This is a genomic window from Gordonia sp. LUNF6 (assembly GCF_047041125.1).
GTDB lineage: Bacteria > Actinomycetota > Actinomycetes > Mycobacteriales > Mycobacteriaceae > Gordonia > Gordonia sihwensis.
In genome coordinates this window covers 2,607,529-2,631,574 of sequence record NZ_CP178181.1, presented here as the reverse complement: position 1 = coordinate 2,631,574, position 24,046 = coordinate 2,607,529, and the positions used below count along the sequence as shown (strand labels likewise).

The following is a 24,046-nucleotide window of genomic DNA, read 5'->3' as shown; positions in this document are numbered from 1 at the left end:
AGTGACCGAATTCCGATCCGGCTTCGTGTGTTTCGTCGGAAGGCCGAACACCGGCAAGTCGACGCTCACCAACGCGCTCGTCGGTGACAAGGTGGCGATCACCTCCAATCGTCCGCAGACCACGCGGCACACCATCCGCGGCATCGTGAACCGGCCCGATGCGCAGCTGATCCTGGTCGACACCCCCGGCCTGCACCGTCCTCGCACCCTGCTCGGCCAGCGGCTCAACGACCTCGTCCGGGAGACCTACGCCGACGTCGACATCATCTGCGTGTGCATCCCCGCCGACGAGGCGATCGGACCCGGCGACCGGCGCATCATCGACGAGATCAAGGCGACCTCGCCGCGTACGCGCAAGGTCGGCATCGTGACCAAGATCGACCGCGTGGGGCCCGAGAAGGTGGCCATGCAGTTGATGGAGCTGTCGAAGCTGATGGGCCCCGACGCCGAGGTGGTGCCGTGCTCGGCGAAGTCGGGCAAGCAACTCGACGTGCTGGGCGACGTCCTCGTCTCGCTCTGCGAGGAGGGCCCGGCGTTCTACCCGGACGGCGAGCTCACCGACGAACCGGAGCAGGTGCTGATGGCGGAGTTCATCCGCGAGGCCGCGCTGGAAGGAGTCCGGGACGAGCTTCCGCATTCGCTGGCGGTGGTCATCGAAGAGGTGATTCCCCGCGAGGACTCCGAGGTCGTCGACGTGCACGCCATCCTCTACGTCGAACGCGATTCCCAGAAGGGGATCGTGATCGGCCACAAGGGGTCCCGACTGAAGGAGGTCGGCATCACCGCGCGCGCCCAGATCGAGCGGCTCCTCGGCACCCGCATCTATCTCGACCTGCACGTCAAGGTCGCGAAGGACTGGCAGCGCGACCCGAAGCAGCTCGGACGCCTCGGCTTCTGAGCAGCGCACGGGCGGTTGATCGCGAGTCGGCCCGGCTCACCGCACCAGTGCCAGACCCGTGATCATCTGCCCCATGTCGGCCACGACGCGATCGCCCGTGCCGTCCAGGGCGACGGCCAGGATGGTGCCGCCCAGATCGGACACGTACGCCAGGCCGGCCCGCGTGTCGACGGCGATGCCGACCGCCTCGTGCAGTCCGCGGGCCAGGATCTCCGGAGGCGTTCCGGGCTCGCCGGGACCGGGCAGCGGCGCCCGGTTGAGCGTGTTGCCGTCGGGTTCGGCGCCGCGGTCGGTCCAGTACAGGACACCGTCGACCACCTCGAGATCGATGGGCTCGGGGAGTCCGCTCCACAGCGTCTCGACATCGGAGCGACGGTCGGCGGACTCGCCCTCGGGAACGGACAGTCCGGCCCGGAAGATCCGGCCGAGACCGCCTTTCGACGGCCCCTTCTGGGTCCAGTACAGGTGATCGCGGTCGACGGCGACGCCGACGCATTCGGCGGTGCCGTCCCCGGTCTGCGCGTTGACCACCAGGTCGATCCGGTCGGAGCCGTCGAGTCTGCACGAGGACACGCGCAGCCCCTCCCGATCACCCCAGTACAGCCGCTCGCGGCCGTCGGTCGCGAGTTGTTTCCCGGTGGTCAGCGCTCCGGGTGGCAGCAGATCGCGTCGGTCGGTCCCGTCGAGGCGCATGGCGTGCAGGCCGCCGGTCGGTGCCGTGTAGTCGAACGCCGCCTCGCCGTCGACGCCGGGGATCCGTTCGGGACGGCCCATCGTCGTCCAGTAGACGGTGTCGCCGACGACGACCACGCCGTCCGGTGAGTACGCGGTGTCCTTGTGGACGACGCTCGTCCGGCCGTCGGCGACGTCGACGCGGAAGATGGTGCGGGTGGCGAGTCCGAGTGCCAGCAGTGCGGTCATGAGTCTCCTTCTCGCCGGGTCGGTTCCGAGAGTAGACGCCGAATCCCGGCGCCGCTGGCGGCTGAGCCGTTGACATCCCGCGCGGGCTGCGGGACCGTCGAGGAATGGGGAGCATCGATCTGCCTGCCGGACCCATCGACTACCTCGACACCGGAGGTGACGGGCCGGTGCTGCTCTTCGGCCACGGGCTCCTGATGAACCGGACTCAGTGGCGCCGGGTGATCCCCCTTCTCGACGACTTCCGGTGCATCGCGCCGACGTGGCCGCTCGGCGCCCAGCGGCAGCCGATGAACGCTTCCGCCGATCTGACGCAGTCGGGGCAGGCGAACATCATCGCCGATTTCCTCGAAGCACTCGATCTGCGCGCGGTCACCCTCGTGCTGAACGACTGGGGCGGTGGGCAGTTCATCATCTCGGAGGGCCGCGACGAACGGCTGGCGCGGCTGGTCCTGGCCTCGTGCGAGGCGTACGACAACTTTCCGCCGCGGCCGGCCCGGCCGGCCGCCCAGCTGTGCCGCGTGCCCGGCGGGACGTGGCTGCTGACCCGGCTGACTCAGTTGTCGGTGTTCCGGCACGGGCGGGCGGGCTACGGCGGGCTGGCCAAGAACCGGATACCCGACGCGGTGATGGACGACTGGTTCGGCCATGCGCTGGCCGATCCCGGCGTCCGCCGTGACCTGCGCAAGTTCGTCACGGGTACACCGCCCAAGCAAGTACTGCTCGACTGGCACCGCAAGGTGGTGTCCTTCGATCGACCCGTGCTGCTGCTCTGGGCCACCGAAGATCGGATGATGCCGGTGGAGCACGCCCGCCGGATGGTCGACGAGTTCCCCGATGCGCGGCTGGTGGAAATCGCCGACTCCTGGACTCTGCTGCCCGAGGACCAGCCGGAGCAGGTCGCCGCGGCGCTGCGCGAATTCGTCGGTGCCCGGTGACACAATGGTCGGGTGAGGTTCTACCAGGATGAGGCCGTCGTGCTGCGCCAACACAAGCTGGGCGAAGCCGATCGCATCATCACCTTTCTCACCGCCGAGCATGGTCTGGTGCGCGCGGTCGCGAAGGGCGTGCGGCGCACGCGCTCGAAATTCGGTGCGCGGCTTGAGCCGTTCGCGCACGTCGACGTCCATTTCTATCCCGGTCGCAATCTCGACGTCATCACCCAGGTGCACAGCCTGAACGCTTTCAGCGATCTCATCGTCGCCGATTACGGCCGGTACACCACCGCGTGCGCGGTACTGGAGACCGCCGAGCGTCTGGCCGGTGAGGAGCGGGCGCCGGCACAGCATCTGCACCGGCTCACCGTCGGCGCCCTCGAAGCGCTCGCCGAGGACCGCCGAGACCGTCAGCTCATTCTGGACGCCTTCCTCCTGCGTGCGATGTCGTCGGCCGGCTGGATGCCCGCGCTGTCGGTGTGTGCACGGTGCGCTTCACCGGGACCGCACCGCGCGTTCCACGTCGCGGCCGGTGGCGCGGTGTGCGTGCATTGCCGCCCGGCCGGTGCGGCCACCCCGTCGGTCGGGGTGCTCGATCTGATGGAGGCGCTGGCGCGCGGAGAGTGGGATCACGTCCTGCTCGCGACGCCGTCGCAACGCCGTCAGGCGACCGGTCTCACCGCCGCGCATCTGCAGTGGCATCTGGAACGGCAACTGCGCACCTTGCCGCTCATCGAACGGCAGGCGCCGCATAGTCTGATCGAGCGACCCGCGAGCGAAGGCGCCGCCCGGACCGACGTCCCGGGCGCCGGCGTCGCAGTCACCGAAACCGCATGAAAGGCCGGAGCTGATGGCTCGTCTCACCCGCCGCGCCCAGGCGTCCGCACCCGTCGAGGTGCGCCCGCCCGATCCGCATCCGTCCGGAGCCACACCGCCGGAGATCCCCGCCGAGCTGATACCGAAACACATCGCGCTGGTGATGGACGGCAACGGCCGGTGGGCCAAGGAACGCGGCCTGCCGCGCACCGAGGGACACAAGCGCGGTGAGGCCGTGTTGATGGACAGTGTCTGCGGCTGCATCGAGCTGGGCGTCACGCATCTGTCCGCCTACGCGTTCTCCACAGAGAACTGGTCGCGCAGCCCGGAAGAGGTCAAGTTCCTCATGGGTTTCAACCGCGACGTGATCCGGCGCCGCCGCGACGAGATGAACGAGATGGGCGTCCGCGTGCGGTGGGCCGGGCGACGGCCGAAGCTGTGGCGCAGCGTGATCAAAGAACTCGAGGTCGCCGAGGAACTCACCCGGAACAACACCGTCATGACCTTGACCATGTGCGTCAATTACGGCGGCCGGGCCGAGATCGCCGATGCGGCGAGGGAGATCGCCCGCCGGGCGGCGCGGGGGGAGATCGATCCCGAACGGATCACCGAGGCGAGTTTCGCCAAGTACCTCGACGAGCCCGACATGCCCGACGTGGACCTGTTCCTCCGTCCGTCGGGGGAGCAGCGGCTGTCGAACTTCCTGCTGTGGCAGAGCGCGTACGCCGAGATGGTCTATCAGGAGAAGCTGTTTCCCGACTTCGACCGCCGGGACCTCTGGGCCGCCTGCCTGGAGTATGCCAAGCGCGACCGACGATTCGGGAGCGCCTGAGGCCGGGACGTCAGTCCGGCGTCGCCGATGTGAACTGCGCGAGCGCCTCCGTCAGCCGCTCTTCAAAGGCTTCGGGCGTCACACCGGCGTCGCTGAGCGGACCGCGACCGTCCTCCACCTCCAGCAGAGCGAGCACGATGTGCTCGGTGCCGATGTAGTTGTGCCCCAGACGCAGCGCATGGCGGAAAGTCAGTTCCAGCACCTTGCGTGCGGCGGCGTCGTACGGAATCACCTCCGGTGCCTCACCCGGTTCGGGCAGGGCCTCGGACGCCCCGGCGGCCAGCGCGTCGACGTCGACGCGCAGCGCGGCCAGCAGCGTCACCGCCAGCGACTCGCGGTCGTCGAGCAGCCCGAGCAGCAGATGCGCGGGGGATACCTCGCTGTTGCCCGCCGCTTCGGCGGCGTTGTGTGCGGCGGCCGCGACATTGCGCGCACGAGGGGTGAACTGATTGAACCCCTGAGCCGGGTTCAGATCGGCCGCCGTACCCGGGTCCTTCGGTGTGAACCGCTTCTGCACGGCCTGTTTGCTGACGCCCATGCTGGTCCCGATCTGGGTCCAGGACGCACCGCTGCGGCGTGCCTGATCGACGAAGTGGCCGATCAGGTGGTCGGCCACCTCGCCGAGGTGGTCGGCGGCCAGCACCGCGTCGGACAGTTGATCGAGCGGATCGTCGTGCACCTTCTTGATCGTGTCGATCAGGTCGTCGAGTCGGACGGTGGGAGTCAGGGAGGTCTTCTCAGCCATGAGTCAACCTTAAGTTGACGCAGGAGCTCTCGTCAACGGTTGGTTGACGCTGCTGTGCAGTCTCTGCACGTCCCGAAGATCTCGACGGTGTGCGAGATGTCGGCGAAGCCGTTCTCCGAGGCCACCGAGTCGGCCCATCGCTCCACCTTGTCGGCTTTGATCTCCACGGTGGTTCCGCACTCGCGGCATACCAGGTGATGGTGGTGTCCGGTGGAGCAGTGCCGATAGCGGGTCTCGCCTGATCCGTCCCAGATCGCGTCGATCTGCCTGGCCGCGGTGAGCGCCTGGAGGTTGCGGTACACCGTGGTCAGTCCGATCGACTCGCCCCGCTCACGCAGTTTGTCGTGGAGCTGTTGGGCCGACAGGAAGTCGTCGGTGTCCGACAGCACATCGGCGATCGCCGCCCGCTGCTTGGTGGACCGCTGGCCGGTGACCGGCTTGTTCGCCGTGTCGCTCATGCCTGCGCCTCCGTCCGATGCTCAGTGGCGTGCAGGACTGCGTCGACCACGATGTGTGCGACGTGATCGTCTGCCAGCGAGTACTCGACCTCCCGGCCGCGCCGGCTCCCGACCACCACTCCCGACTGCTTCAGGACGCGGAGGTGCTGGCTCACCTGCGGCTGGTTCAGTGCGAGGGCGTCGACCAGTTCGTGGACGCACATCGGCCGGTCGCGCAGTGTCATGACGATCGACACCCGGGCGGGCGAGGCCAGCGCCCGCAGCAACTCGCTGGCGGCGCCGTGCGCCCGGCGGTCGGCGGTCAGCGCCGGCGACATCACCGACTGACTCATGACTGCTCCTTCGAAAGGGATTCAACACCTCCATCCTAAAGGAACTGATTTTCATTTGCCTGTGGCCTCGGCCGGCGCAGCGTAGCGTGCCTGGGTATGACCAGCATCGGTGCGCGGGCGCTGCGGACCCGGTGGTTCGTGCGTTCACCGATACCGCTCTTCCGCGCGGGACTCGGGTTCCTCTTCGGCGGTCGGCTGCTGCTGTTGCAGCACACGGGCCGCAAGTCCGGTAAGCCCCGGTACGTCGCCCTGGAAAGGGTGGAACGGCCGGACCGGAACCGAGTGATCATCGCGTCGGGCTTCGGTCGTAGCTCCCAGTGGTTCCGCAACCTTCAGGCCGATCCGCGGTGCCGCGTCTGGATCGGTTTCGACCGCGATCGACCGGCGACCGCGCGAGTTCTCACCCCGCAGGAGTCGGCCGCGGTCCTGGACCGCTACCGCCGCGAGCACCCGAAGGCGTACGCGGAACTGGCGGGAGTGATAGAGGAGTCGACCGGTCTGCCGATCGACCAGATCCCCTATCTCGAACTGACCCTGGATCGCTGACGATCAGCAGAAGGCCACCGCGTATCGGCCGGTGCTGCTGTCCTCGGAGACGAGGACCCCGTTCACATAGGTGCGGCAGGCGGCGTAGTGGCCGCTGGTCTGGAAAGAACTGCCGGTGAACTGATACGTCGACCGCGACGTGACGGTGATGCTTCCGGACCACGTCTTCCGATCCTTGGAGCGGGTCGGGAGCGACGGGCGCGACATGGTCTGCATGTCGTCGTAGGCGTCGTACCAGGCCAGCGACTCATTCACCTGCGTGTCGCTGAAGAAGACGTACCTCACGGTGTCGCCGACGGTCGGATCCGCCGAATCGGCGGCGGCCGGGCCGGCAGCGATCGCACAGGCTGTGGCCGCGGCGGCCACGACGGCTCCGGCGACGGCGCTTCGCTTGGTGAGTTTCATGGTTGCTCCTCGTAGTCGGCGATGAGGCGCTGCGCCTCATCGGGTGCTGCGAACGTACGCGGCACCTACGACAATTCCGGCCAGTGCGACTGACCCGGCGATACCGCGGTGGTTCCGGCGCAGTCCCGCGCGGAGCCTCCCCGTGCGGGTGACCGGCGCACTCGTCCCGCCACCGACTACGCTGTACTGCGACGTGCACGACCACCGTCGAGCACCGTGACAGAAGTCCGAACCCCTACGTCGTGGAGATCAGAAAACCGTGGCTGTGCAGTCCAAAGTCGATGCCGTCGTCAACCTCGCCAAGCGGCGGGGTCTGGTGTATCCCTGCGGTGAGATCTACGGCGGAACACGCTCCGCATGGGACTACGGTCCGCTCGGCGTGGAGCTGAAGGACAACATCAAGCGGCAGTGGTGGCGGACGATGGTGACCTCGCGCGAGGACGTCGTCGGACTGGACTCGTCGGTGATCCTGCCGCGGCGGGTGTGGGAGGCCTCCGGGCACGTCGAGGTCTTCACCGATCCGCTGGTGGAGTGCACCAACTGCCACAAGCGTCAGCGCCAGGATCACCTGCAGGAGGCGTACGCGCTCAAGAAGGGGATCGACGATCCCGACTCGGTCCCGATGTCGGAGATCGCGTGCCCCGAGTGCGGCGCGAAGGGGCAGTGGACCGAGCCCAAGGCCTTCTCCGGGCTGCTCAAGACCTTCCTCGGGCCGGTCGACGACCAGGAGGGGCTGCACTACCTCCGTCCCGAGACCGCGCAGGGCATCTTCATCAACTTCAAGAACGTGATGACCACGGCGCGCCGCAAGCCCCCGTTCGGCATCGCGCAGATCGGCAAGAGCTTCCGCAACGAGATCACGCCCGGCAACTTCATCTTCCGCACCCGCGAGTTCGAGCAGATGGAGATGGAGTTCTTCGTCAAGCCCGGCGAGGACGAGCAGTGGCACAAGTACTGGATCGACGCGCGGCACAACTGGTACATCGACCTCGGGATCGATCCCGAGAACCTGCGGCTGTACGAGCACCCCAAGGAGAAGCTCTCGCACTACTCCAAGAGCACGGTGGACGTCGAGTACAAGTTCGGCTTCGGCGGCAACCCGTGGGGTGAGCTCGAGGGCGTCGCGAACCGCACGGACTACGATCTGTCGACCCACAGCAAGGCCTCGGGCGAGGACCTGTCGTTCTTCGACCAGGCCTCGGGTGAGCGATACACCCCGTACGTCATCGAGCCCGCGGCGGGACTGGGCCGGTCGATGATGGCCTTCCTGTGCGATGCCTACACCGAGGAGGAGGTGCCCAACGCGAAGGGCGGCACCGACACCCGAACCATGCTCAAGCTCGACCGTCGGCTCGCGCCGGTGAAGGCGGCGGTGCTCCCGCTGTCCCGCAACGAGAAGCTGTCCCCGAAGGCGCGCGACCTCGCCGCGGAGCTGCGCAAGCACTGGAACATCGAGTTCGACGACGCGCAGGGTATCGGCAAGCGCTACCGCCGACAGGACGAGATCGGCACGCCGTTCTGTGTCACGGTCGATTTCGACACCCTCGACGATCAGGCGGTCACCATCCGCGAGCGCGACAGCATGAGCCAGGAGCGGGTCGCGCTCGACAAGGTCGTGGAGTACCTCGGCGGCAAACTGATCGGCGTCTGACGGGCGCTGGCGGCGCTACCGCAGTGCCGCCACGACGCCGGCGCCCCCGTCCCATTCGGCGACGAGCCACGCCGCGCCCGACACCGGGGAGGCGAGGTCGTCGCTGAGGGCGAGCGCCGTCGCGTCGGCCGGTGCGCCTTCGAGGCGGATTCGCACCGGCGGTTCCTGGATCGTCACGGACCCGTCGCTGCTCTGGATCTCGAGACGTGCCTGTTCCTGTCGCCCGCGCAATGCCCGCACGAAGCAGTCGACGGCGACGGGATCGGCGGCGGCCTCGTAGATCCAGCGATCGCCGAGCACCGAGTGAGTCATCGTGGAGACGAGGAACTCGTCGGCCTCCGGCAGCGGAGCGCCACGGTAGGTCAGCGGGATGTGCAGGCTGCGGTCGTCGCGCGAGACCAGCAGAGCTTCGACACCGACCTCGCCCGCAGGATCGTCGAAGCGGTAGCCGCCGATCATCTCCACCTCTCCGGTCCCGCCCCACGGGACGCTGTCGAGGTAGGCGGTGACCAGTTCGAGCTTGGTGGGCGAGAGGGTCGCCTGGTGAACGAGTGCCATGTGACGACCCTAGTGCGCGATGTGGGGACTGTCTCGCGCCGTCGGCGATCGACGTGGGCGGGAAGTCCTGTTCCGGTGGGTCGCGTGATGGATGTCCGCGCCATCGGGTATCTGTAGTGCAACGCCGACGAGAGGACCGCAGTGAACCCGAGGCTCATCATGTTGTTCAGCGGTGTCCTGATGATCATCGCGTTGGGGTTGATGGTGGGTCAGAAGCAGTGGGTGATGCTTGCCGTGGTCCTGCCGATCTGGCTGATCATCCTCGGCGTGTGGTGGTATCGCCAGCGGAGTCGGTAGTGCCTCGATCCTCGTACCCCACACCGGGCTTCCGGCTCAGCGGTCTGTGAACTGATCCAGAACCGAACGCACGCGGGCGTCGGTGAGCTGTGCGAAATCGTCGTACGCGCCGCCGACTCCGATGAAGTCCTCCGGCGTGTACGGACAGACGACGGAGTCGGCCTCGGGAAACATGTCCGCGGTGCCGACCGGGCCGGCGGGCACTGCCACCACGATCCGTCCGGCCCCGCGGCTTCGGAGCGCGCGGACGGCCACGTTCATCGTCGCGCCGGTGGCGACACCGTCGTCGACGAGCACCACGGTGCGGCCGGCCACGACGGGTTGCGGGCGTCGGTCCCGATAGGCGGCGTCACGTCGCCGGAGTTCGGTGCGAGCCGCGTCGACGGCCTCGGCCAACCTCGCCGGGGTCAGGCCGGTGGCGCGCAGGACGTCGTCGTTCATCACCACCGCATCGTCGGCGCCGATGGCTCCGGCCGCCACTTCCGGCTCCCACGGCACGCCGATCTTGTGCACCAGGTAGACGTCCAACGGCGCCCGCAGGTCCTCGGCGATCGGTGCGGCCACGTCCACTCCGCCGCGGGGGAGTGCGAGCACGATCGTGTCGTCGCGCCCGCGGAGATCGGACGACAGCCTCTCGGCCAGGACCCGCCCGGCGTGCGCGCGGTCGCGGTACCGGCGAGTCGAGAACCTCCGCGATATCACCACAGTCGCCGTTCCAGTTCGTCGACCCGGTCCTGCAACTGGTGGATCTGATCGATATACGGCTGCACCCGTTCACGGACCTGTTCGGAGGTGTACAAGGGCACCATCGACCGCGCACAGTTCCAGTCGAAGGCCTCGACGTCGATGACGATGCTGCGCTCGCATCGTGCGGCGATCCGGCCGTCCGCGACCTGGGACAGGCGTTCGAGCAGTTCGGGATCGGCGTCGCCGTCGATCACAGTGGCACGCCCGAAGACCTTGAGCCGCATCTTCTTCGGATGATCGGCGACGAAGAGCGCGACACGACCGTCTGTCTCCAGGTTGCCGACCGACACGAACTGCTGATTGCCGCGGAAATCGGCGAATCCGAAGCGATTGCCGCCGAGGTGGTGGACGAATCCGGTCGGCCCGCTGCGGTACTGGACGTACGGCCACCCCGAGGGGGTCACCGTCGCCATGTGGAAGGCGAACACCCCGGTGAGATCCGAACCTCCCGCGGCGTCACCTGCTGCGGGCCCGAATCGGGTGTGTCGAGACCCGCGCCGTAGGCCACCACGCTGCCGGTGATGCGTTGCCGCGCAACGGCTGCGTCGCCGAACGCGATGTGCTGATACCGATCTCCCACGGTCTCCAGGCTAGGCGGGGCCACCGGAACCGCGTCATCCGATACTCGTCAGTAATTAGAACAGGTTCTAATTCTCCGCTATTCTCCATGGTCATGGAACGATTGAGCGGCCTGGATGCCAGCTTCCTCTACCTCGAGACACCCGAGCAGTTGATGCACGTCTGCTCGGTGATGGTCATGGACAAGTCCACGGTTCCCGGCGGGTATTCGTTCGCGACCTTCCGAGCCACACTCGACGAGCGTGTGCGCCGAGTTCCCCAGTTCACTCGGCGGGTGCGACGCGTTCCGCTCGATCTCGGCCACCCCGTGTGGGTCAAGGACGAGCACTTCGCTATCGACCACCACCTGCACCGGATGGCACTGCCGGCACCCGCCGGCCACGCCGAACTCATGGAGATGTGCGGTCATCTGGCCGGGCTCCCGATGGACCGCGGCCGCCCGCTGTGGGAGATGAACGTCATCGAGGGATACCGCGGCGAGGACGGCGAGGAGAAACTGGTCGTCTTCACGAAGATGCATCACGCCACGGTCGACGGCGCGTCGGGCGCCAATCTGATCTCATACCTGTGCAGTCTCGAACCGGACGCGCCACCGCTGGCCACCGATGAGATCCCCATGGACGGACGGTCGCCGGGGTCGCTCGAACTCTTCGGCCGCGGCATCGTGAGCACGCTGTCGCGACCGCTGTCGATCCCGAAGATGCTGAGTCCGACCCTGGGGCTGATCACCGAGACGGTGAGCCGCGCCCAGCACGGCACCGCGATGGCGCCTCCGCTCACCGCGCCGCGGACCTCGTTCAACGGCACCATCACCGGTCACCGCACCATCGCGGTGGGCGATATGGACCTCGAGGACGTCAAGGCGGTCCGGCGCGCGACCGGTGCGACGGTCAACGACATCGTGCTGAGCATCGCCGGCGGCGCTCTGCGCGACTATCTCCTGGAACGCGACGAGTTGCCCGACTCGTCGCTGCTGGCCACCGTGCCGGTCTCGGTGCGCGGAGAGTCCAAGCGTGACGACGGGGCGAACAAGGTCTCGGCGCTGTTCACCCGGCTCGGGACCGACATCGCCGACCCGCTCGAGCGGCTGACCGCGATGACCGAGGCGAACAAGCACGCGAAAGACCATCACAACGCGATCTCCGCGGACACCCTGCAGGACTGGGCCGAGTTCGCCGCGCCGCGCACGTTCGGGCTCGCCGTGCGCGCATATGCGGGACTGCGCCTGGCCGACCGGCATCCGGTGGTGCACAACCTGGTCATCTCGAACGTCCCCGGTCCGCCGATCCCGCTGTACTTCATGGGGGCACGGATGGACGGGATGTACCCGCTGGGCCCGGTCTTCCACGGAGCGGGCGTCAACATCACGGTGCTGTCGAACAACGGCGTCGTCCACGTGGGCGTCATCGCGTGTGAGGACAGCATGCGCAGCCCGGAGAAGCTCGTCGCCCACTTCCCGGAGGAACTCGGGCGGCTCAAAGAACAGGTCGCGCCCGCGGGGTAGGCGCGAAGTGGGCGAATGGCGCGGCGGGCATCACGACTCGGCGCGCTCGCGCCACCGCGCCCGCACCACGCTGCAGGCGTGCGCGAATACCGGCACGAATTTGTCGGCATCGATCACGCAGCACGAGTGACCGCCGTCCACCTCGTGCACCGTGGCGCCCGGGATGCGGCGGGCCATCGCGATCTGCCGGGCCGGCGGTATCGCGCGGTCGCGCAGGGGCACCACGACGGCGGTCGGCACATCGATCTGGCTGATCCACGGTCGCGTATGGTGCCTGCCGATGGCGCCGACCGCCTTGCCGACGGCGATCGGCGACGTGGAGCGGAACTCGTTGAGCGCCCACCGGTTGATGTCGACGGCCGGGTCGACCTGCGACGCCTGAACTCGGCCGGCGCGGCGCGGGGAACCGGATCCGGGAACGCGTGAGGTGATGCCCGCCATCCCGTTGTGGAAGACCCGTTCGGTCGCGGTCATCTGAAAGGCGTCGGTGGAGGCGCAGAGCACCAGCCCGCCCGCCCGGTCGGGATGCTGCCGCCAGACACGCTGAGCGACCAGCGATCCCATCGAGAAGCCGGCGAACATCGCTTCATCGATTCCGAGGACGTCCAGCAGTGCCACGGCGTCGTCGGCGCAGTCGCGGAGGCTGAACTCGGGTGATTTGATGCCCTGACCGTGCCAGCGCAGGTCGAGAGTGATCACCCGGAACCGCTTCGACAGTTCCGGGATGCTCGGAAACCAGGTCAGCAGGCCGGTGGTCGTCAGCGCGTGCAGAAGAACGATCGCCGGTGCGTCGGCGGTGGGACCGGCGGTGTCGGTGACGTAGGTGGAGCCCCGGCCGGGCAGTTCGATCAGACGGCCCGCGGGGATGTCGACTCTCGGCAGCCGGACTCGCGGTGCGCGCGCGGCGGTCAGGTCTCGTCGAGCAGGATTCATAGGTCGCCCCTTCGTTCCCGGAGCCCCAGGAACTAGAACATGTTGCATTTGCGATCACTATGCCATGAGGTGTCGGTGGCCGGTCATCCGAGCGCCGTCACTTCTCGGAAGTGGTGCGCAGATGACATCCAGATAACGCTTCATGTCATCGGAGCGACCGTTATCCCTTGTCTCGTAGCGTGGAGGCACAGCAGTCGAGACAAAGGATGGGCAAATGGACGCAATTGCAGTGAGTGAGATCCTGGCGCGCTCGAGTACGACCACCAATGTCGGATGGATCGGCTATCTGGTCATCGGCGCGATCGCGGGCTGGATCGCCGGAAAGATCGTCAAGGGCGGCGGTGCCGGGATCCTGATGAACATCGTCATCGGCGTCATCGGCGCGCTGATCGGCGGTTTTCTCTTGAGTTTCTTCCTGGACACCGCGTCCGGCGGCTGGTGGTTCACCCTCCTGACGGCAGTGCTCGGTTCGGTGATCCTGCTGTGGATCGTGGAGAAGGTGCGCGGCAGTTCGGGCAGTTGAACGCCAGTTCGCAACGGCGGCGGGTCCTCGGCTTCGGTCGGGGACCCGCCGCCGTTCTCGTGCGCTGATCTGCGGGTCTCAACTCGGTCTCAGGGCGCTGTTTCGGAGCGAAGTGGCCCCATACTCAGTCGAAACACCAGTCACTTCAGCCCCGGAGGTCACATTGTCCAGGTCATTTCGTTTCACGATCGCGTCGGTCGCCGCGTCGGCCGCACTCGTCGGAGGCGCGGTCGCCGCACCCGCCGCACACGCCGACACCTCCCGCGACGCGGCTGCCGCCCGTGCCGCACTCCACGAGGTCGCCGCTCAGCCGAACGACGCCGCATCGGTGATCGACTCGATCGACGAGGCCAACGCGGTCCTCAAGAAGCTCGGCATCACTCCGTTCACGCCGACCAAGGGACTGTGCACCGATCTGTCGATGCCGTCGGCGGTCGGCGGCGCGATGCCCGGATCGATCACTCCGCTCCTCGGTGACCTGAACAAGTCGCTTCGCGTCAAGGACAAGGACATCAACGCGATTCAGAAGGGCGAGGTGCTCTACGGCTTCGTGCCGGTCGACAAGTTCTCCGACACCAAGGACAAGAGCGGCATGCGTGTCGCGTGGTTCAACGTCAACACCCTCGACGGCGGGTTCGGCGAGCCCATGAAGGGGCTCGGCGACTCGATCGTCGACGCCGTGGACGCACGCCTGAAGGAAGCGGATGCCAGCGCCTTGGTGCGGACCCTCGCCCGGAAGACGCTCGGCTCGGTCGTCGCGGCGATTCCGGCCAACGGCGCTCGAGGCGGCATCGTCAAGACCGGCTCGGGCACGGTTCTCTCGGCGATCTACGGCACGATGCAGAAGGCCGGCGGCAGCGAGGACGCGCCGGTCACGTGCTACTTCTTCCCGTCGCTGGGAATCGCGACCGTGAAGTAGCCGGTCGGGAAAAGGTCTCCCGATCGCGTGCACACCCCTCCGCCGAAGCGAGACAATGGAGTCGACGATTCGAGGAGGCGGGCAATGACTGATCTCACCGGAAAAGTGGCCTGGGTGACCGGTGCGGCGCGCGGGCAGGGACGATCGCACGCACTGGCCCTGGCGGCGGCGGGCGCGCACGTCGTCGTCACCGACATCGCGGCGCCGGTCGACACGATCGCCTACCCGATGAGCGATCCGAACGACCTCGCGGAGACGGCGAGAGAGATCAAGTCGACCGGCGGCTCGGTGACATCGGCGCAGGTGGACGTTCGCGACCGGGCCGCGGTGAACGGGCTCGTCTCGCGGATCCGCGACGAACGCAGACGCCTCGACATCCTCGTGTGCAATGCCGGCGTCTGCTCGTTCGAACCGGTCGAGTCGCTGACCCACCAACAATGGGCCGACGTCATCGACACCAATCTCACCGGTACGTTCAACTGCGCGCAGGCCGTTCTCACGCTGATGAAGGAGAACCGGTTCGGTCGCATCGTCGGGATCTCCTCGGGAGCCGGCCGCGGCGGCATGCTGCATCTGAGTCATTACGCCGCGAGCAAGTGGGGGATCATCGGATTCATCAAGTCGTTGGCCCTGGAAGTGGGTGCGTACGGCATCACCGCGAACGTGGTGTGCCCGGCGTCGGTGGCGACGCCGATGGTGCTGAACACCGCGACGATGAAGAGATTCTGTCCGACGATCGAACATCCGACGCAGGACGATCTCGCTCAGGTCTTCGCCGGTTGGAGTCCGCTGGGCGTGCCGTGGCTGGCACCGGCCGACGTCACCCGCGCGGTGATGTATCTGGTCGACGACCCCGGCGTCATCACCGGCACGGTGGTCGAGGTGAGCCTCGGGACGAATGCGACGCGTCAGTAGGAGCCGCGGTGGTCGTCGACCGGTTGACATTCCGATCACTACCAGGCACTTCAGCTCGGTCGGCTGACGGTTTTGAGGCATAGTAGTAGGGGAGTGCGTCGCGCGGGCAAGGGGTTCGCGGTGTGGGCGTGCTTTGGAGAGAGAGTTTGTGGTGGCTGTCAACGGCAAGGTCGTGCATTTCGACACCAATCGTGGTTTTGGATTCCTGGCGCCCGCGGAGGGCGGAGACGACGTCTTCCTGCACATCAACGACGTGGGCATCGATGAGACCCTGCTGCGCCCCGGCGCCGAGGTCGAGTTCGACGTCGAGAGCACCGATCGTGGCGCGAAGGCACTGAACGTGAAGGTGACCAAGGAGGCTCCGGAGGGCGAGTCGCCCGCCGCCGAGCGCGCCCAGCGCCGTGACGAGGGCCGCGGCCGCTTCGGCGACCGGCACGATCGCGGCGACCGCCGTGACGACCGGCGCGGCGGCCGTGATGACCGCGGACCGCGACGCTTCGGCAATCGGGGCGGCGGCCGTCTGTTCAACGAGATCACCGAGCTGCTGCTCGACGCATCGCCGGACCTGACCGCTCGTCAGATCGTCGCGATCCGATCCGGTCTCCTGGACATGGCATCCCAGCGCGGCTGGTCGGAGTAGTTTGACCGACGCCGATCGGTCCGCGGGCGGCCCGCCCGTGGCGATGTACGACGCTCACGACCTGGAACGGATGGTCGTCGAGGCGCCCAAGATCGCCGCGGGCGCGAATCCCGCGACCGACCATCGCAGCGACTTCGCCCGCGACCGCGCCCGGGTGCTGCACAGCGCGGCCCTGCGGCGACTCGCGGACAAGACACAGGTGGTGGGTCCGCGGGAGGGCGACAACCCGCGGACTCGTCTGACCCATTCGCTGGAGGTCGGCCAGATCGGCCGCGGTATCGCGGTCGGTCTGGGCTGCGACCCGGATCTGGTCGAACTCGCCGGACTCGCCCACGACATCGGCCACCCGCCCTACGGGCACAACGGCGAGCGGGCTCTTGAAGAAGTGGCCCGCGACCGTGGCGGATTCGAAGGCAACGCGCAGAATCTACGCATCCTGACCGCGCTGGAACCGAAGATCGTCGGCCCGGACGGGGTCAGCGCCGGTCTCAACCTCACCCGGGCGGCGCTCGACGCAACGCTCAAGTACCCGTGGTCGCGCACGGCGCCCGGCACCAAGTACGGCGCATACGTCGAAGACCGCCTCGCGCTCGACTGGGTGCGAGACGGCGCGCCCGACGGCCGGCGCTGTCTGGAGGCCCAGGTGATGGACTGGTCCGACGACGTCGCGTACTCGGTGCACGACCTCGAAGACGGAGTGATCGGCGGGCGGATCGATCTGCGCCAGTTGAGTTCGCCCACCGATCAGCACGATCTGGCGCAGCTCGGCATGCAGTACTTCGACGGGCTCACCGCCGATCCGCTGGTCGGGGCGGCGCAGCGGTTGTCGGAGATGGAGATCTTCGCCTCGCTCGGCGAGTTCGACGGTTCGTTGGAGGCGTACACGCGGCTCAAGCGACTCACGAGCGAGCTCATCGGGCGTTTCGCTTCGGCCGCGATCACCCGGACGCGCAGGGTGGAGGGCGCACGTCCGCTGCGCCGGTACGACGCGGATCTCTCGGTGCCGGCCGATGTGGCGGCCGAGGTCGCCGTACTGAAGACGCTCGCCCTGCGGTTCATCTTCTCCGACCCGAGTCACCGCGCCAAGCAGGACCGTCAGCGCGAGCGCATCCACCGCGTCGCCGAGATGCTCCTGGTGACCGCCCCGGGCGGCCTCGACCCGATCTTCGCCGCCGCGTGGAATGCCGCGGCCGACGACGACGCCCGGATGCGCGTGGTGATCGACCAGATCGCCTCCATGACCGAGGGCCGCCTCGAGCGCCTCGACAAGTCCAGCGCCGAAGTCCAGGCACACCTGGGCTAGCCCGTCGAACTCCCGCCACGCTTCTCCTGTCAGGCTCGTCGAGTAAGCGGGGGAGCGCAGCGACCCCGCGCATCGAGACCGCAGTCTCGCACGTCTTCCCTGTCAGGCTCGTCGAGTGATCTCCACCCGGGCAGGCTCGTCGAGTAAGCGGGGGAGCGTAGCGACTCCGCGCATCGAGACCAAGCAAACCCCCACCCACCCCCGCATCACCGGCCGGCCAGCACCCCACTCCGCAACTGCATCCCGCGAATCCCCGCACAGCCGGCGGCCATCACCGCCAGCACGACGATCGGTGCGACGATCCCCACCGTGGGTGCGATCACCCGCAGCAAGACCGGCAACCCGAACCCGAGGTACGTGCCGACGTAGAAGATCCCGGTGGCCAGCCCGATCCGGTCGGCGGGAGCGAAGGTCTCGACGTCGAGCAGGCCTTCGCGGAGGCAGAGCCCGTAGCCGCTGCCGAGAACGATGGATGCGGCGACGAAGGCGACCGGCGCCGGGTCGGACCCGGACGCCGCGACGATCACGAATCCGACGGCCGACAGCAAGGCGCCGCACACTCCGGCGCGCGCACCCCAGTAGTTTCGGCGCGCGATCACCTGCACGGCCACGCCGGATCCCAGCGCGAGCACGGCGGCGACGCCCGGCACCCACGGACCGCTGAAGCTCGACATCCGCCCGGCCATCGTCACCACACTGATGGTGACCGATGCGAACACCCACAGCGACATCGGAAGGCTCGTGACCAGCGCGCGGGACAGGCTCCGCGGTCCGCGCACGGTGGAGTCGGTGACGTCGGTGCTCTCCATGACGGGGCTCTCCGAGACGGTGCGCCGCGAGTTCGGCACGGCGAGGCCCGCGACGACCGCCAGGAGCGAGCCGGTCACGGTGACCGCGAAGGGGGCGATCAGCGCGGCGCCGTCGGTGAACTGAGCGATGAGTCCCGACGCGAGTGGACCGACGGCGAAGCCGCTTGTGAGGACTGCGCCTGCGAACACCGTGCCGCGAGAACCGCCGACGTCGGCGCTCCACGCGGTCCCTGCGCTGACAGCCAGCCCGACGCCGAGTCCCACCGCGAACCGTCCGACGAAGACGCCGGGCTCGGTGTGCCACAGGAGCATCAGCAGATTGCCGAGTGCGGCTCCGGTCGCGCCGACGAGGACCACGGGTTTGCGTCCGACGCGGTCGGAGATCCCGCCGCCGGTCAGCAGCCCGGGGAGCAGGCCGATCGCGTAGACACCGAACGCCCCTTCGAGCGCCGCATCGCCGATTCCGTTGCGGTCGCGAAGGACCGGCATCATCGCGACGAAATGGTTGGTGGCCCAGCCGGTGGTGAACAGGAGCGCGAGCACGGTCCAGAGGTTTCGGCGGTCGGCTGTCGTCGTCATCGGCGATGCGGTTCCTCGTGGTCGGTGAGCGGTCGCTCACCAGTGTGGCATCGTGCCTATCCGAGCAGACCGCGGACGTCCTCGGCGGTGATCGCGCCGGAGAACGCGGCGCCGTCGTCGAGCAGCGCGTCGAACAGTTCGCGTTTGCGGTTCTGCAGGTCGATCACCTTCTCCTCGATAGTGCCGGTGGACACCATTCGGTAGACGGTCACCGCGCGGTGCTGGCCGATGCGGTGCGCGCGGTCGACGGCCTGATTCTCGGCGGCGGGATTCCACCAGGGATCGGTCATGAAGCAGTAGTCGGCAGCGGTGAGGTTCAGTCCGAAGCCGCCGGCCTTCAAGCTGATGAGGAACACTCGGGTGCGGCCGTGGGTGAACTGCTCGATCTGCTCGCCGCGCCGGGTGATCGCGGTGGAGCCGTCCAGATAGCTGTAGGCGATCCCGGCCGCGTCGAGCCGGGCGGCGATCAGTTTCAGGAAGCCGGTGAAGCTGCTGAAGACCAACGCACTGTGGCCCTCGTCGATGAGGATGGGCAGCTGCTCGGACAGGTACTCGATCTTCGCCGAGTTCACCGCGGCGTGCTCGTCGTCCACCAGCGCCGGATGCAGACTCAACTGCCGTAGCCGCGTGAGCGCACGCAGCACCTGGATGCGGTTGCCGTCGAAGTCCTCCAAGAGCCCGAGGAGTTGCTGGCGGTCGCGGGCCAGATAGGTGTCGTACACCTTTCGATGCTTGGGCTCGAGCTCGATCGGCAGCAACTGTTCCTGCTTCTCGGGCAGGTCGACGAGCACTTGATCCTTGGTGCGGCGCAACATGATCGGCCGCAGCCGGCGTCGGAGAATCGCCAGCCGCTCGGGAGCCTGCCCGCTTTCGATGGCGTCGGCGAAGTGCTCCTTGAACAGTTTCGGTGAACTGTAGAGTCCCGGCGCCACCACCGACACCAGCGACCACAGTTCCATCACGCGGTTCTCCATCGGGGTTCCGGTGATCGCGAGCTTGAACGGGGCCTGCAGCCGCCGTGCGGCCTGGTAGGTCTTGGAGTTGTGGTTCTTGAGGAACTGCGCCTCATCGAAGATCGCACCCGTCCACGGCACCCGGGCGAAGGCGTCGTAGTCGATCCGCAGCAACGCGTAGGAGGTGACGACGATCCGGGCGTCGGCGATCCGATCGGCCAGCGGCGTCCCGACCCGCTTCTCGGTGGCGGGAACGGTCAGCATCTCGAGGCCGGGTACGAACCGGTGGATCTCGGCGGCCCAGTTGGCGATCACGCTGGTGGGCGCGACCACCAGGAACCGGGCGTCGGGTCGCTCGTCCACTACGCGCTGGATCAGCGCGAGAGTCTGCACCGTCTTGCCGAGCCCCATGTCGTCGGCGAGCACGCCGCCGAGCTCGTTGTCCCAGAGGAACGTGAGCCAATCCAGGCCCTCCTGCTGGTACGGCCGCAGCCGGGCGTCGAGACCCGCGGGCGGCGGTACCGAGTGCGGCGGCCTGGCCGCGGCCAGACGGGCGATGCGTTCACGCCATCGGCGGAGCTGCTCGTCGACCACGCCGAGTTCGAGCAGTTCGTCCCACAGTGATGCGTTGAGGGTGTGCGTGCTGACGCGGTCGCCGTCGAGCTCGCCCATCTCCCGGGCCTCGTCGAGCCGGTCGCGCAGGGTCTGCAGCGCGGGGATGTCGAGGGCGAAGTACGTACCGTCGTCGAGCACCATGTGCGTCTCGCCGGACGCGAGGGCGGAGATGATCGTGGTGATCGGAATCTTGTGGCCGTCCACGTCGAGTGCCACGCGGAGGTCGAACCAGTCGCTGCGCGCGTCGCCGTCGCCGGAGAAGCTCAGGACCGGCGGCGCCTCGGCAGGACGGTAGTCGGGCGGTGCGCCGACCACGTCGACGCGCACCCGGCCGAGCTCGGTGATCTTCGGGACCGTCTCCGCGCACAGGATCGCCACTTCGAGCTGTGACAGCGGCACCGGAACGGTGCGGAAGTCGGGAAGAGAATCGAACGCCGCCGCGACCGTGCAGCCGCCGCGGAGCTGACGCAGGACGGCGTACATCCGATTGAAGCGACGATAGTCGGAGCGGTACTTCGGCAGCCGACGTTCGAGGAGATCGGCGGCGGCTGCCACCCAGTGGGCGCTGCTGCGGGCGACCATCTCCAGCTCGGGACGCACCTCGTCCCACATCGCGCGCTCGGCCGCCGCGTTGCGGAACCGGCCGGTCTCGGTGCCCTGCGTCGGGAACTCGTGGACCTCGCCGTCGGTCTCGTACGCCGTCGACCAGGTGGCGCACGGGTGCTCACCGGTCTCGATGCGCAGTACCGGGAACGGACCGGCGAGGTCGGCGGCCGGGAACGCTCCGGGTTCCACCACCACGGCGCGGTCGGCCTGCAGGGTCGGCAGCGCCTCGCGGAAGTCGCCGAGTTCGTCGTCGCTCACCTCCAGTGGGACCCGGCTCACCAGCAGCATCGATTCGGTGGTGGTCAGCCGGGGCAGCGGGCCGATGTACAGGACGTCGCCGACCTCCTGCGCGATGCCGTGCGCGCGGGGCCTGCCGATCGGGAACTGGAAGGCGTCCGGCGGAACGGGCCGACCGTCCACCAGCACCTCGAGCGCCACATGGACGCCGGCACGCTGAGCGGTGACGTGCAGTCGGGTGCTGAGGTGATCGCCGTACTCGACGGTCGTGCTCTTCGACGACCGCGCGTTGACGAACTCCACGCCCGCGTCGCGGGCCTCGTCGAGCAGGACCCAGATGCTCGGCGGAGCCATCAGCAGCGACATCTCGTCACCGATGGAGGCGCTCTGTCCGCTGATCGCCAGCGCCGAGGCCAATCGGGTCAGGACGTCGAGGGACTTCTCCGGATGGCGGTCGGCGGTCTTTCCGGACAGGATCGTCTTCCAGGTGACGCGCGTCTTGACCCACCGCCCCTGCTCGCTCATGGTGAGCGGCCGGAGACGGACGGAGTCGGCGCCGCGATAGCTGCGGTGTACGGAGAACTGAAGTGCCAGTGGCAGTTCCGGACCGTCCGGGGTGTGCTCGACGGACTGCGACGACTTCGAGATCTCGTCGATCAGAGTGCGCCATCGTGAAAGCGGGAGGGCCGAGTGCGCCGACGACGACCGCCGGGCGACGGCCGTGCCTTCGGCGGTCGCGGCCATGACCAGCGCCGCGCAGTGCTTGCAGCGGATCGCGACCGGGCAGGTGCAGCTCGCGGACACCCGCGGCTTCGGGCCATCCCAGGCGGCTGTGACCTTGCACCGGTAGCGCTGCTCACCGGAGCCGAGTGAGACGCCGGTGAGGACGCCGTCGGACCAGTCGATACCGGTGATCATGCCGTTGGTGGCGTACGACCGCGCACGCTGCAGCGTCCGAGTGTCGAAGGCGCCGAGGACGGCGTCGACCTGCTCGTCGGTCCAGTCGGGGGAGGTCATCGGATCCAGCGTAGTCGGGATCGGCGGCGTGCCGCGGCGACGGTGCTTCGACGTGTGTGACCAGCACATCCGCGAAAAACAGTCACGAACGATTGTTTTTGCGCTACGGTCGCCTCACGCCGACCGCGTGTCCCCGCGATCCACTGCAAGGAGTTCTTGATGTCCGGAATGCGCCCCGACCTGTCCGGTGTCGACCCGCTGACCGTCAACCTGACGCATCGCGTCTGCGTCGGCGACCTGTTGACTCGCAGCGCCGCCCACTACGGCACGCGCACAGCCCTGGTGGACGGCGACCTCGAACTCTCGTACGCCGAACTCGAGGCACGTGCCAACGCGCTGGCGCGGGGGCTGCTCGAACGCGGTTACGAGCGGGGTGACGCCATCGCGCTGCAGTTGCAGAACAGCTGGCAGTTCGTCACGTCGTTCTTCGCACTCGCCAAGATCGGCGTGGTGGCGATGCCGCTCAATCTGCTGCTCTCGCCGTCCGACATCGCCTACCAACTCGCCGACAGCGGCGTCCGCGCCATCGTCACCGAGGATGTGTTCCTCGGAGTGCTCGAGCCGGCGGTCGCGGAGGCCTCATCGGATCGCCTCGGTGAGGTGATCGTGGCCGGCACGGCACCCGACACGGTGGCCGGGTTGCGGTCGGTGGCCTTCGACGAGGTCTTCGCCGTCGACCGGTCCGTCGTCGAGACGATCGTCGACGACCGCGACATCCTGCACTGCCTCTACACCTCCGGCACCACGTCGCGGCCCAAGGGCGTGGTGACTTCGCATGTGGCCGTGCAGATCTCGGTGCTGAGTTCGGCACTGGGCCTCGGTCTGCGGCCGGACACCCGCCCCGCGGTGCAACCGATTGTGCTGCCGCTGTTCCACGTCACGGCCCTGGATGCGCTGCTGCTGCCGTCGTTGACCGTCGGCGCGACGGTGGTGCTGCTGCGCGGCTTCGACCCCGCCGCGCTCGCCGAGGTGTTCACCCGGCGTGCGGTGACGCACCTGACGATGCTCCCGATGATGTGGGCCGCTCTCCTGCAGCAGCCCGCGCTGGCGGAGGGGGACACCGACAGCCTCGTCACCGGGCTGTACGCGATGGCGCCGATGCCCGCCGAACTGCTCGCGGCGCTGCGGTCGAGGTTCCCCAACGCCGCGATCATCCTCGGCTCGGGGCAGACCGAGACCACGCCGGCCTCGGAGTTGCAGTGGTCGGGCCACCAGGGTGTCAAGGACGCCTCGTGGGGGCCGGCGACGGTCAGCACCGACATCGCCATCATGGGCGGCGACGGCGCCCTCCTGCCGACCGGTCAGGAGGGCGAGATCGTCTATCGCGCACCGCAACTCATGGAGGGTTACTGGAACAACCGCGACGCGAACACCGAAGCCTTCGCGCATGGCTGGTTCCACGGCGGCGACATCGGCTATCTCGACGACGAGGCCGTCGTGTGGTTCACCGACCGCGCCAAGGACATCATCAAATCGGGCGGCGAGAACGTCTCGTCGGTGGAAGTGGAACGGGTGCTGCTCGGACACGAGTCGGTCGCCGAAGTCGCGGTGGTCGGCGTGCCCGACGAACACTGGGGTGAGGCGGTGACCGCGTTCGTCGTGCTCAGTGAGCCTGCCGACTCCGGTGAGACGCGGTCGGAGGAGATTCAGTCGTGGGCGCGCGAGCGCCTCGCCGGATTCAAGGCGCCCAAGAGCGTGGTCGTGGTGGACGCTCTCCCGAAGACGGCGACCGGCAAGATTCAGAAGCACCTCATGCGCTCACGGTGAGCTGCCGGA

The 24,046-nt window shown here is 68.0% G+C and carries 24 protein-coding genes and 1 pseudogene; 14 read left to right on the top strand and 11 right to left on the bottom strand.

Features of this window, described 5'->3' with window-relative positions; genetic code table 11:
- Nucleotide 1 precedes the first annotated feature (1 nt).
- Entirely contained in the window at nucleotides 2-898 is an 897-nt protein-coding gene (era, locus tag ACK8HH_RS12320; RefSeq protein WP_062367875.1) for a GTPase Era, read from the top strand.
- 36 nt (nucleotides 899-934) lie between these two features.
- Here era and ACK8HH_RS12315 read toward each other — a convergent pair whose 3' ends face one another.
- On the bottom strand, nucleotides 935-1,819 hold the full coding sequence (locus ACK8HH_RS12315; RefSeq protein ID WP_062367874.1) for a hypothetical protein: 885 nt from the start codon (nucleotides 1,817-1,819) through the stop codon (nucleotides 935-937).
- 104 nt (nucleotides 1,820-1,923) lie between these two features.
- Here ACK8HH_RS12315 and ACK8HH_RS12310 point away from each other — a divergent pair, with 104 nt between their 5' ends.
- The 3 genes from ACK8HH_RS12310 to ACK8HH_RS12300 are packed head-to-tail and all read left to right on the top strand — an operon-like array spanning nucleotide 1,924 to nucleotide 4,399.
- A complete protein-coding gene (locus tag ACK8HH_RS12310) occupies nucleotides 1,924-2,754 on the top strand; it encodes an alpha/beta fold hydrolase (RefSeq protein ID WP_006897648.1) in 831 nt (276 codons plus the stop codon).
- A gap of 12 nt (nucleotides 2,755-2,766) precedes the next feature.
- Entirely contained in the window at nucleotides 2,767-3,588 is an 822-nt protein-coding gene (recO, locus tag ACK8HH_RS12305; RefSeq protein ID WP_006897649.1) for a DNA repair protein RecO, read from the top strand.
- Between the two features lie 13 nt (nucleotides 3,589-3,601).
- Nucleotides 3,602-4,399 carry an isoprenyl transferase gene (locus ACK8HH_RS12300; protein WP_045538841.1) on the top strand — a complete coding sequence of 266 codons (798 nt, stop codon included), beginning with the start codon at nucleotides 3,602-3,604 and terminating at the stop codon, nucleotides 4,397-4,399.
- A 10-nt stretch (nucleotides 4,400-4,409) separates the two neighbouring features.
- On the opposite strand, the gene ACK8HH_RS12295 is transcribed toward ACK8HH_RS12300, so the two are convergent.
- The 3 genes from ACK8HH_RS12295 to ACK8HH_RS12285 are packed head-to-tail and all read right to left on the bottom strand — an operon-like array spanning nucleotide 4,410 to nucleotide 5,934.
- Nucleotides 4,410-5,144, bottom strand: a complete 735-nt coding sequence (locus ACK8HH_RS12295) for a Clp protease N-terminal domain-containing protein (RefSeq protein WP_045538843.1) — start codon at nucleotides 5,142-5,144, stop codon at nucleotides 4,410-4,412.
- A gap of 32 nt (nucleotides 5,145-5,176) precedes the next feature.
- The gene (locus ACK8HH_RS12290) at nucleotides 5,177-5,602 is read right to left on the bottom strand and encodes a Fur family transcriptional regulator (protein WP_006897652.1); all 426 of its coding nucleotides are present in this window, start codon (nucleotides 5,600-5,602) and stop codon (nucleotides 5,177-5,179) included.
- A complete protein-coding gene (locus ACK8HH_RS12285; RefSeq protein WP_278124309.1) occupies nucleotides 5,599-5,934 on the bottom strand; it encodes an ArsR/SmtB family transcription factor in 336 nt (111 codons plus the stop codon). Before ACK8HH_RS12285 ends, ACK8HH_RS12290 begins: the two co-directional genes overlap by 4 nt.
- Before the next feature lie 96 nt (nucleotides 5,935-6,030).
- On the opposite strand from ACK8HH_RS12285, the gene ACK8HH_RS12280 reads away from it, so the two are divergent.
- A complete protein-coding gene (locus ACK8HH_RS12280) occupies nucleotides 6,031-6,480 on the top strand; it encodes a nitroreductase family deazaflavin-dependent oxidoreductase (protein ID WP_278124307.1) in 450 nt (149 codons plus the stop codon).
- 3 nt (nucleotides 6,481-6,483) lie between these two features.
- On the opposite strand, the gene ACK8HH_RS12275 is transcribed toward ACK8HH_RS12280, so the two are convergent.
- Entirely contained in the window at nucleotides 6,484-6,885 is a 402-nt protein-coding gene (locus tag ACK8HH_RS12275; RefSeq protein WP_278124305.1) for a hypothetical protein, read from the bottom strand.
- A gap of 259 nt (nucleotides 6,886-7,144) precedes the next feature.
- Between ACK8HH_RS12275 and ACK8HH_RS12270 the strand changes: the two genes are divergently transcribed.
- Entirely contained in the window at nucleotides 7,145-8,536 is a 1,392-nt protein-coding gene (locus ACK8HH_RS12270) for a glycine--tRNA ligase (protein ID WP_278124304.1), read from the top strand.
- Between the two features lie 15 nt (nucleotides 8,537-8,551).
- On the opposite strand, the gene ACK8HH_RS12265 is transcribed toward ACK8HH_RS12270, so the two are convergent.
- Nucleotides 8,552-9,094, bottom strand: a complete 543-nt coding sequence (locus tag ACK8HH_RS12265; protein WP_006897657.1) for a CG0192-related protein — start codon at nucleotides 9,092-9,094, stop codon at nucleotides 8,552-8,554.
- Nucleotides 9,095-9,253: 159 nt separating this feature from the next.
- Here ACK8HH_RS12265 and ACK8HH_RS12260 point away from each other — a divergent pair, with 159 nt between their 5' ends.
- Nucleotides 9,254-9,391, top strand: coding sequence for a hypothetical protein (locus tag ACK8HH_RS12260; RefSeq protein WP_278124303.1), 138 nt, complete (start codon nucleotides 9,254-9,256; stop codon nucleotides 9,389-9,391).
- Nucleotides 9,392-9,427: 36 nt separating this feature from the next.
- Here ACK8HH_RS12260 and ACK8HH_RS12255 read toward each other — a convergent pair whose 3' ends face one another.
- Both ACK8HH_RS12255 and ACK8HH_RS12250 read right to left on the bottom strand, forming a co-directional pair.
- Nucleotides 9,428-10,096 carry a phosphoribosyltransferase gene (locus ACK8HH_RS12255; protein ID WP_082083978.1) on the bottom strand — a complete coding sequence of 223 codons (669 nt, stop codon included), beginning with the start codon at nucleotides 10,094-10,096 and terminating at the stop codon, nucleotides 9,428-9,430.
- A pseudogene (locus ACK8HH_RS12250) lies at nucleotides 10,090-10,718 on the bottom strand (pyridoxamine 5'-phosphate oxidase family protein). The gene ACK8HH_RS12255 and the pseudogene ACK8HH_RS12250 overlap by 7 nt, the downstream one beginning before the upstream one ends.
- Before the next feature lie 93 nt (nucleotides 10,719-10,811).
- Here ACK8HH_RS12250 and ACK8HH_RS12245 point away from each other — a divergent pair.
- Entirely contained in the window at nucleotides 10,812-12,221 is a 1,410-nt protein-coding gene (locus tag ACK8HH_RS12245; RefSeq protein WP_045538854.1) for a WS/DGAT/MGAT family O-acyltransferase, read from the top strand.
- Between the two features lie 30 nt (nucleotides 12,222-12,251).
- Here the strand turns inward: ACK8HH_RS12245 and ACK8HH_RS12240 are convergent, their stop codons facing one another.
- Complete coding sequence (locus tag ACK8HH_RS12240) at nucleotides 12,252-13,154, bottom strand: alpha/beta fold hydrolase (protein ID WP_006897663.1); 903 nt, start codon at nucleotides 13,152-13,154, stop codon at nucleotides 12,252-12,254.
- A 214-nt stretch (nucleotides 13,155-13,368) separates the two neighbouring features.
- On the opposite strand from ACK8HH_RS12240, the gene ACK8HH_RS12235 reads away from it, so the two are divergent.
- The 5 genes from ACK8HH_RS12235 to ACK8HH_RS12215 all read left to right on the top strand — a co-directional run bounded on the left by ACK8HH_RS12235 (nucleotide 13,369) and on the right by ACK8HH_RS12215 (nucleotide 17,454).
- The gene (locus ACK8HH_RS12235) at nucleotides 13,369-13,677 is read left to right on the top strand and encodes a GlsB/YeaQ/YmgE family stress response membrane protein (protein WP_006897664.1); all 309 of its coding nucleotides are present in this window, start codon (nucleotides 13,369-13,371) and stop codon (nucleotides 13,675-13,677) included.
- A gap of 163 nt (nucleotides 13,678-13,840) precedes the next feature.
- On the top strand, nucleotides 13,841-14,596 hold the full coding sequence (locus ACK8HH_RS12230) for a hypothetical protein (RefSeq protein ID WP_006897665.1): 756 nt from the start codon (nucleotides 13,841-13,843) through the stop codon (nucleotides 14,594-14,596).
- Nucleotides 14,597-14,680: 84 nt separating this feature from the next.
- On the top strand, nucleotides 14,681-15,511 hold the full coding sequence (locus ACK8HH_RS12225; protein ID WP_006897666.1) for a mycofactocin-coupled SDR family oxidoreductase: 831 nt from the start codon (nucleotides 14,681-14,683) through the stop codon (nucleotides 15,509-15,511).
- Nucleotides 15,512-15,662: 151 nt separating this feature from the next.
- Entirely contained in the window at nucleotides 15,663-16,151 is a 489-nt protein-coding gene (locus tag ACK8HH_RS12220; RefSeq protein ID WP_039867897.1) for a cold-shock protein, read from the top strand.
- A gap of 43 nt (nucleotides 16,152-16,194) precedes the next feature.
- Entirely contained in the window at nucleotides 16,195-17,454 is a 1,260-nt protein-coding gene (locus ACK8HH_RS12215; RefSeq protein ID WP_222111707.1) for a deoxyguanosinetriphosphate triphosphohydrolase, read from the top strand.
- A gap of 206 nt (nucleotides 17,455-17,660) precedes the next feature.
- On the opposite strand, the gene ACK8HH_RS12210 is transcribed toward ACK8HH_RS12215, so the two are convergent.
- Nucleotides 17,661-18,842, bottom strand: a complete 1,182-nt coding sequence (locus ACK8HH_RS12210; RefSeq protein WP_412475224.1) for an MFS transporter — start codon at nucleotides 18,840-18,842, stop codon at nucleotides 17,661-17,663.
- Between the two features lie 56 nt (nucleotides 18,843-18,898).
- The gene (locus tag ACK8HH_RS12205; protein WP_412475223.1) at nucleotides 18,899-22,270 is read right to left on the bottom strand and encodes an SNF2-related protein; all 3,372 of its coding nucleotides are present in this window, start codon (nucleotides 22,268-22,270) and stop codon (nucleotides 18,899-18,901) included.
- 159 nt (nucleotides 22,271-22,429) lie between these two features.
- On the opposite strand from ACK8HH_RS12205, the gene ACK8HH_RS12200 reads away from it, so the two are divergent.
- On the top strand, nucleotides 22,430-24,037 hold the full coding sequence (locus ACK8HH_RS12200) for a class I adenylate-forming enzyme family protein (protein WP_278124289.1): 1,608 nt from the start codon (nucleotides 22,430-22,432) through the stop codon (nucleotides 24,035-24,037).
- Nucleotides 24,038-24,046 lie beyond the last annotated feature (9 nt).

Excerpts from the sequence above, each read along its gene's own strand:
- ACK8HH_RS12315 (WP_062367874.1), bottom strand. The coding sequence starts at position 1,819 with ATGACCGCACTGCTGGCACTCGGACTCGCCACCCGCACCATCTTCCGC.
- ACK8HH_RS12260 (WP_278124303.1), top strand. The coding sequence starts at position 9,254 with ATGTTGTTCAGCGGTGTCCTGATGATCATCGCGTTGGGGTTGATGGTG.
- ACK8HH_RS12285 (WP_278124309.1), bottom strand. The coding sequence starts at position 5,934 with ATGAGTCAGTCGGTGATGTCGCCGGCGCTGACCGCCGACCGCCGGGCG.
- ACK8HH_RS12240 (WP_006897663.1), bottom strand. The coding sequence starts at position 13,154 with ATGAATCCTGCTCGACGAGACCTGACCGCCGCGCGCGCACCGCGAGTC.
- ACK8HH_RS12215 (WP_222111707.1), top strand. The coding sequence starts at position 16,195 with ATGTACGACGCTCACGACCTGGAACGGATGGTCGTCGAGGCGCCCAAG.
- ACK8HH_RS12280 (WP_278124307.1), top strand. The coding sequence starts at position 6,031 with ATGACCAGCATCGGTGCGCGGGCGCTGCGGACCCGGTGGTTCGTGCGT.
- ACK8HH_RS12200 (WP_278124289.1), top strand. The coding sequence starts at position 22,430 with ATGTCCGGAATGCGCCCCGACCTGTCCGGTGTCGACCCGCTGACCGTC.
- ACK8HH_RS12275 (WP_278124305.1), bottom strand. The coding sequence starts at position 6,885 with ATGAAACTCACCAAGCGAAGCGCCGTCGCCGGAGCCGTCGTGGCCGCC.
- ACK8HH_RS12225 (WP_006897666.1), top strand. The coding sequence starts at position 14,681 with ATGACTGATCTCACCGGAAAAGTGGCCTGGGTGACCGGTGCGGCGCGC.
- ACK8HH_RS12210 (WP_412475224.1), bottom strand. The coding sequence starts at position 18,842 with ATGACGACGACAGCCGACCGCCGAAACCTCTGGACCGTGCTCGCGCTC.
- ACK8HH_RS12290 (WP_006897652.1), bottom strand. The coding sequence starts at position 5,602 with ATGAGCGACACGGCGAACAAGCCGGTCACCGGCCAGCGGTCCACCAAG.
- ACK8HH_RS12265 (WP_006897657.1), bottom strand. The coding sequence starts at position 9,094 with ATGGCACTCGTTCACCAGGCGACCCTCTCGCCCACCAAGCTCGAACTG.
- ACK8HH_RS12310 (WP_006897648.1), top strand. The coding sequence starts at position 1,924 with ATGGGGAGCATCGATCTGCCTGCCGGACCCATCGACTACCTCGACACC.
- ACK8HH_RS12300 (WP_045538841.1), top strand. The coding sequence starts at position 3,602 with ATGGCTCGTCTCACCCGCCGCGCCCAGGCGTCCGCACCCGTCGAGGTG.
- ACK8HH_RS12205 (WP_412475223.1), bottom strand. The coding sequence starts at position 22,270 with ATGACCTCCCCCGACTGGACCGACGAGCAGGTCGACGCCGTCCTCGGC.
- ACK8HH_RS12295 (WP_045538843.1), bottom strand. The coding sequence starts at position 5,144 with ATGGCTGAGAAGACCTCCCTGACTCCCACCGTCCGACTCGACGACCTG.
- ACK8HH_RS12235 (WP_006897664.1), top strand. The coding sequence starts at position 13,369 with ATGGACGCAATTGCAGTGAGTGAGATCCTGGCGCGCTCGAGTACGACC.
- ACK8HH_RS12245 (WP_045538854.1), top strand. The coding sequence starts at position 10,812 with ATGGAACGATTGAGCGGCCTGGATGCCAGCTTCCTCTACCTCGAGACA.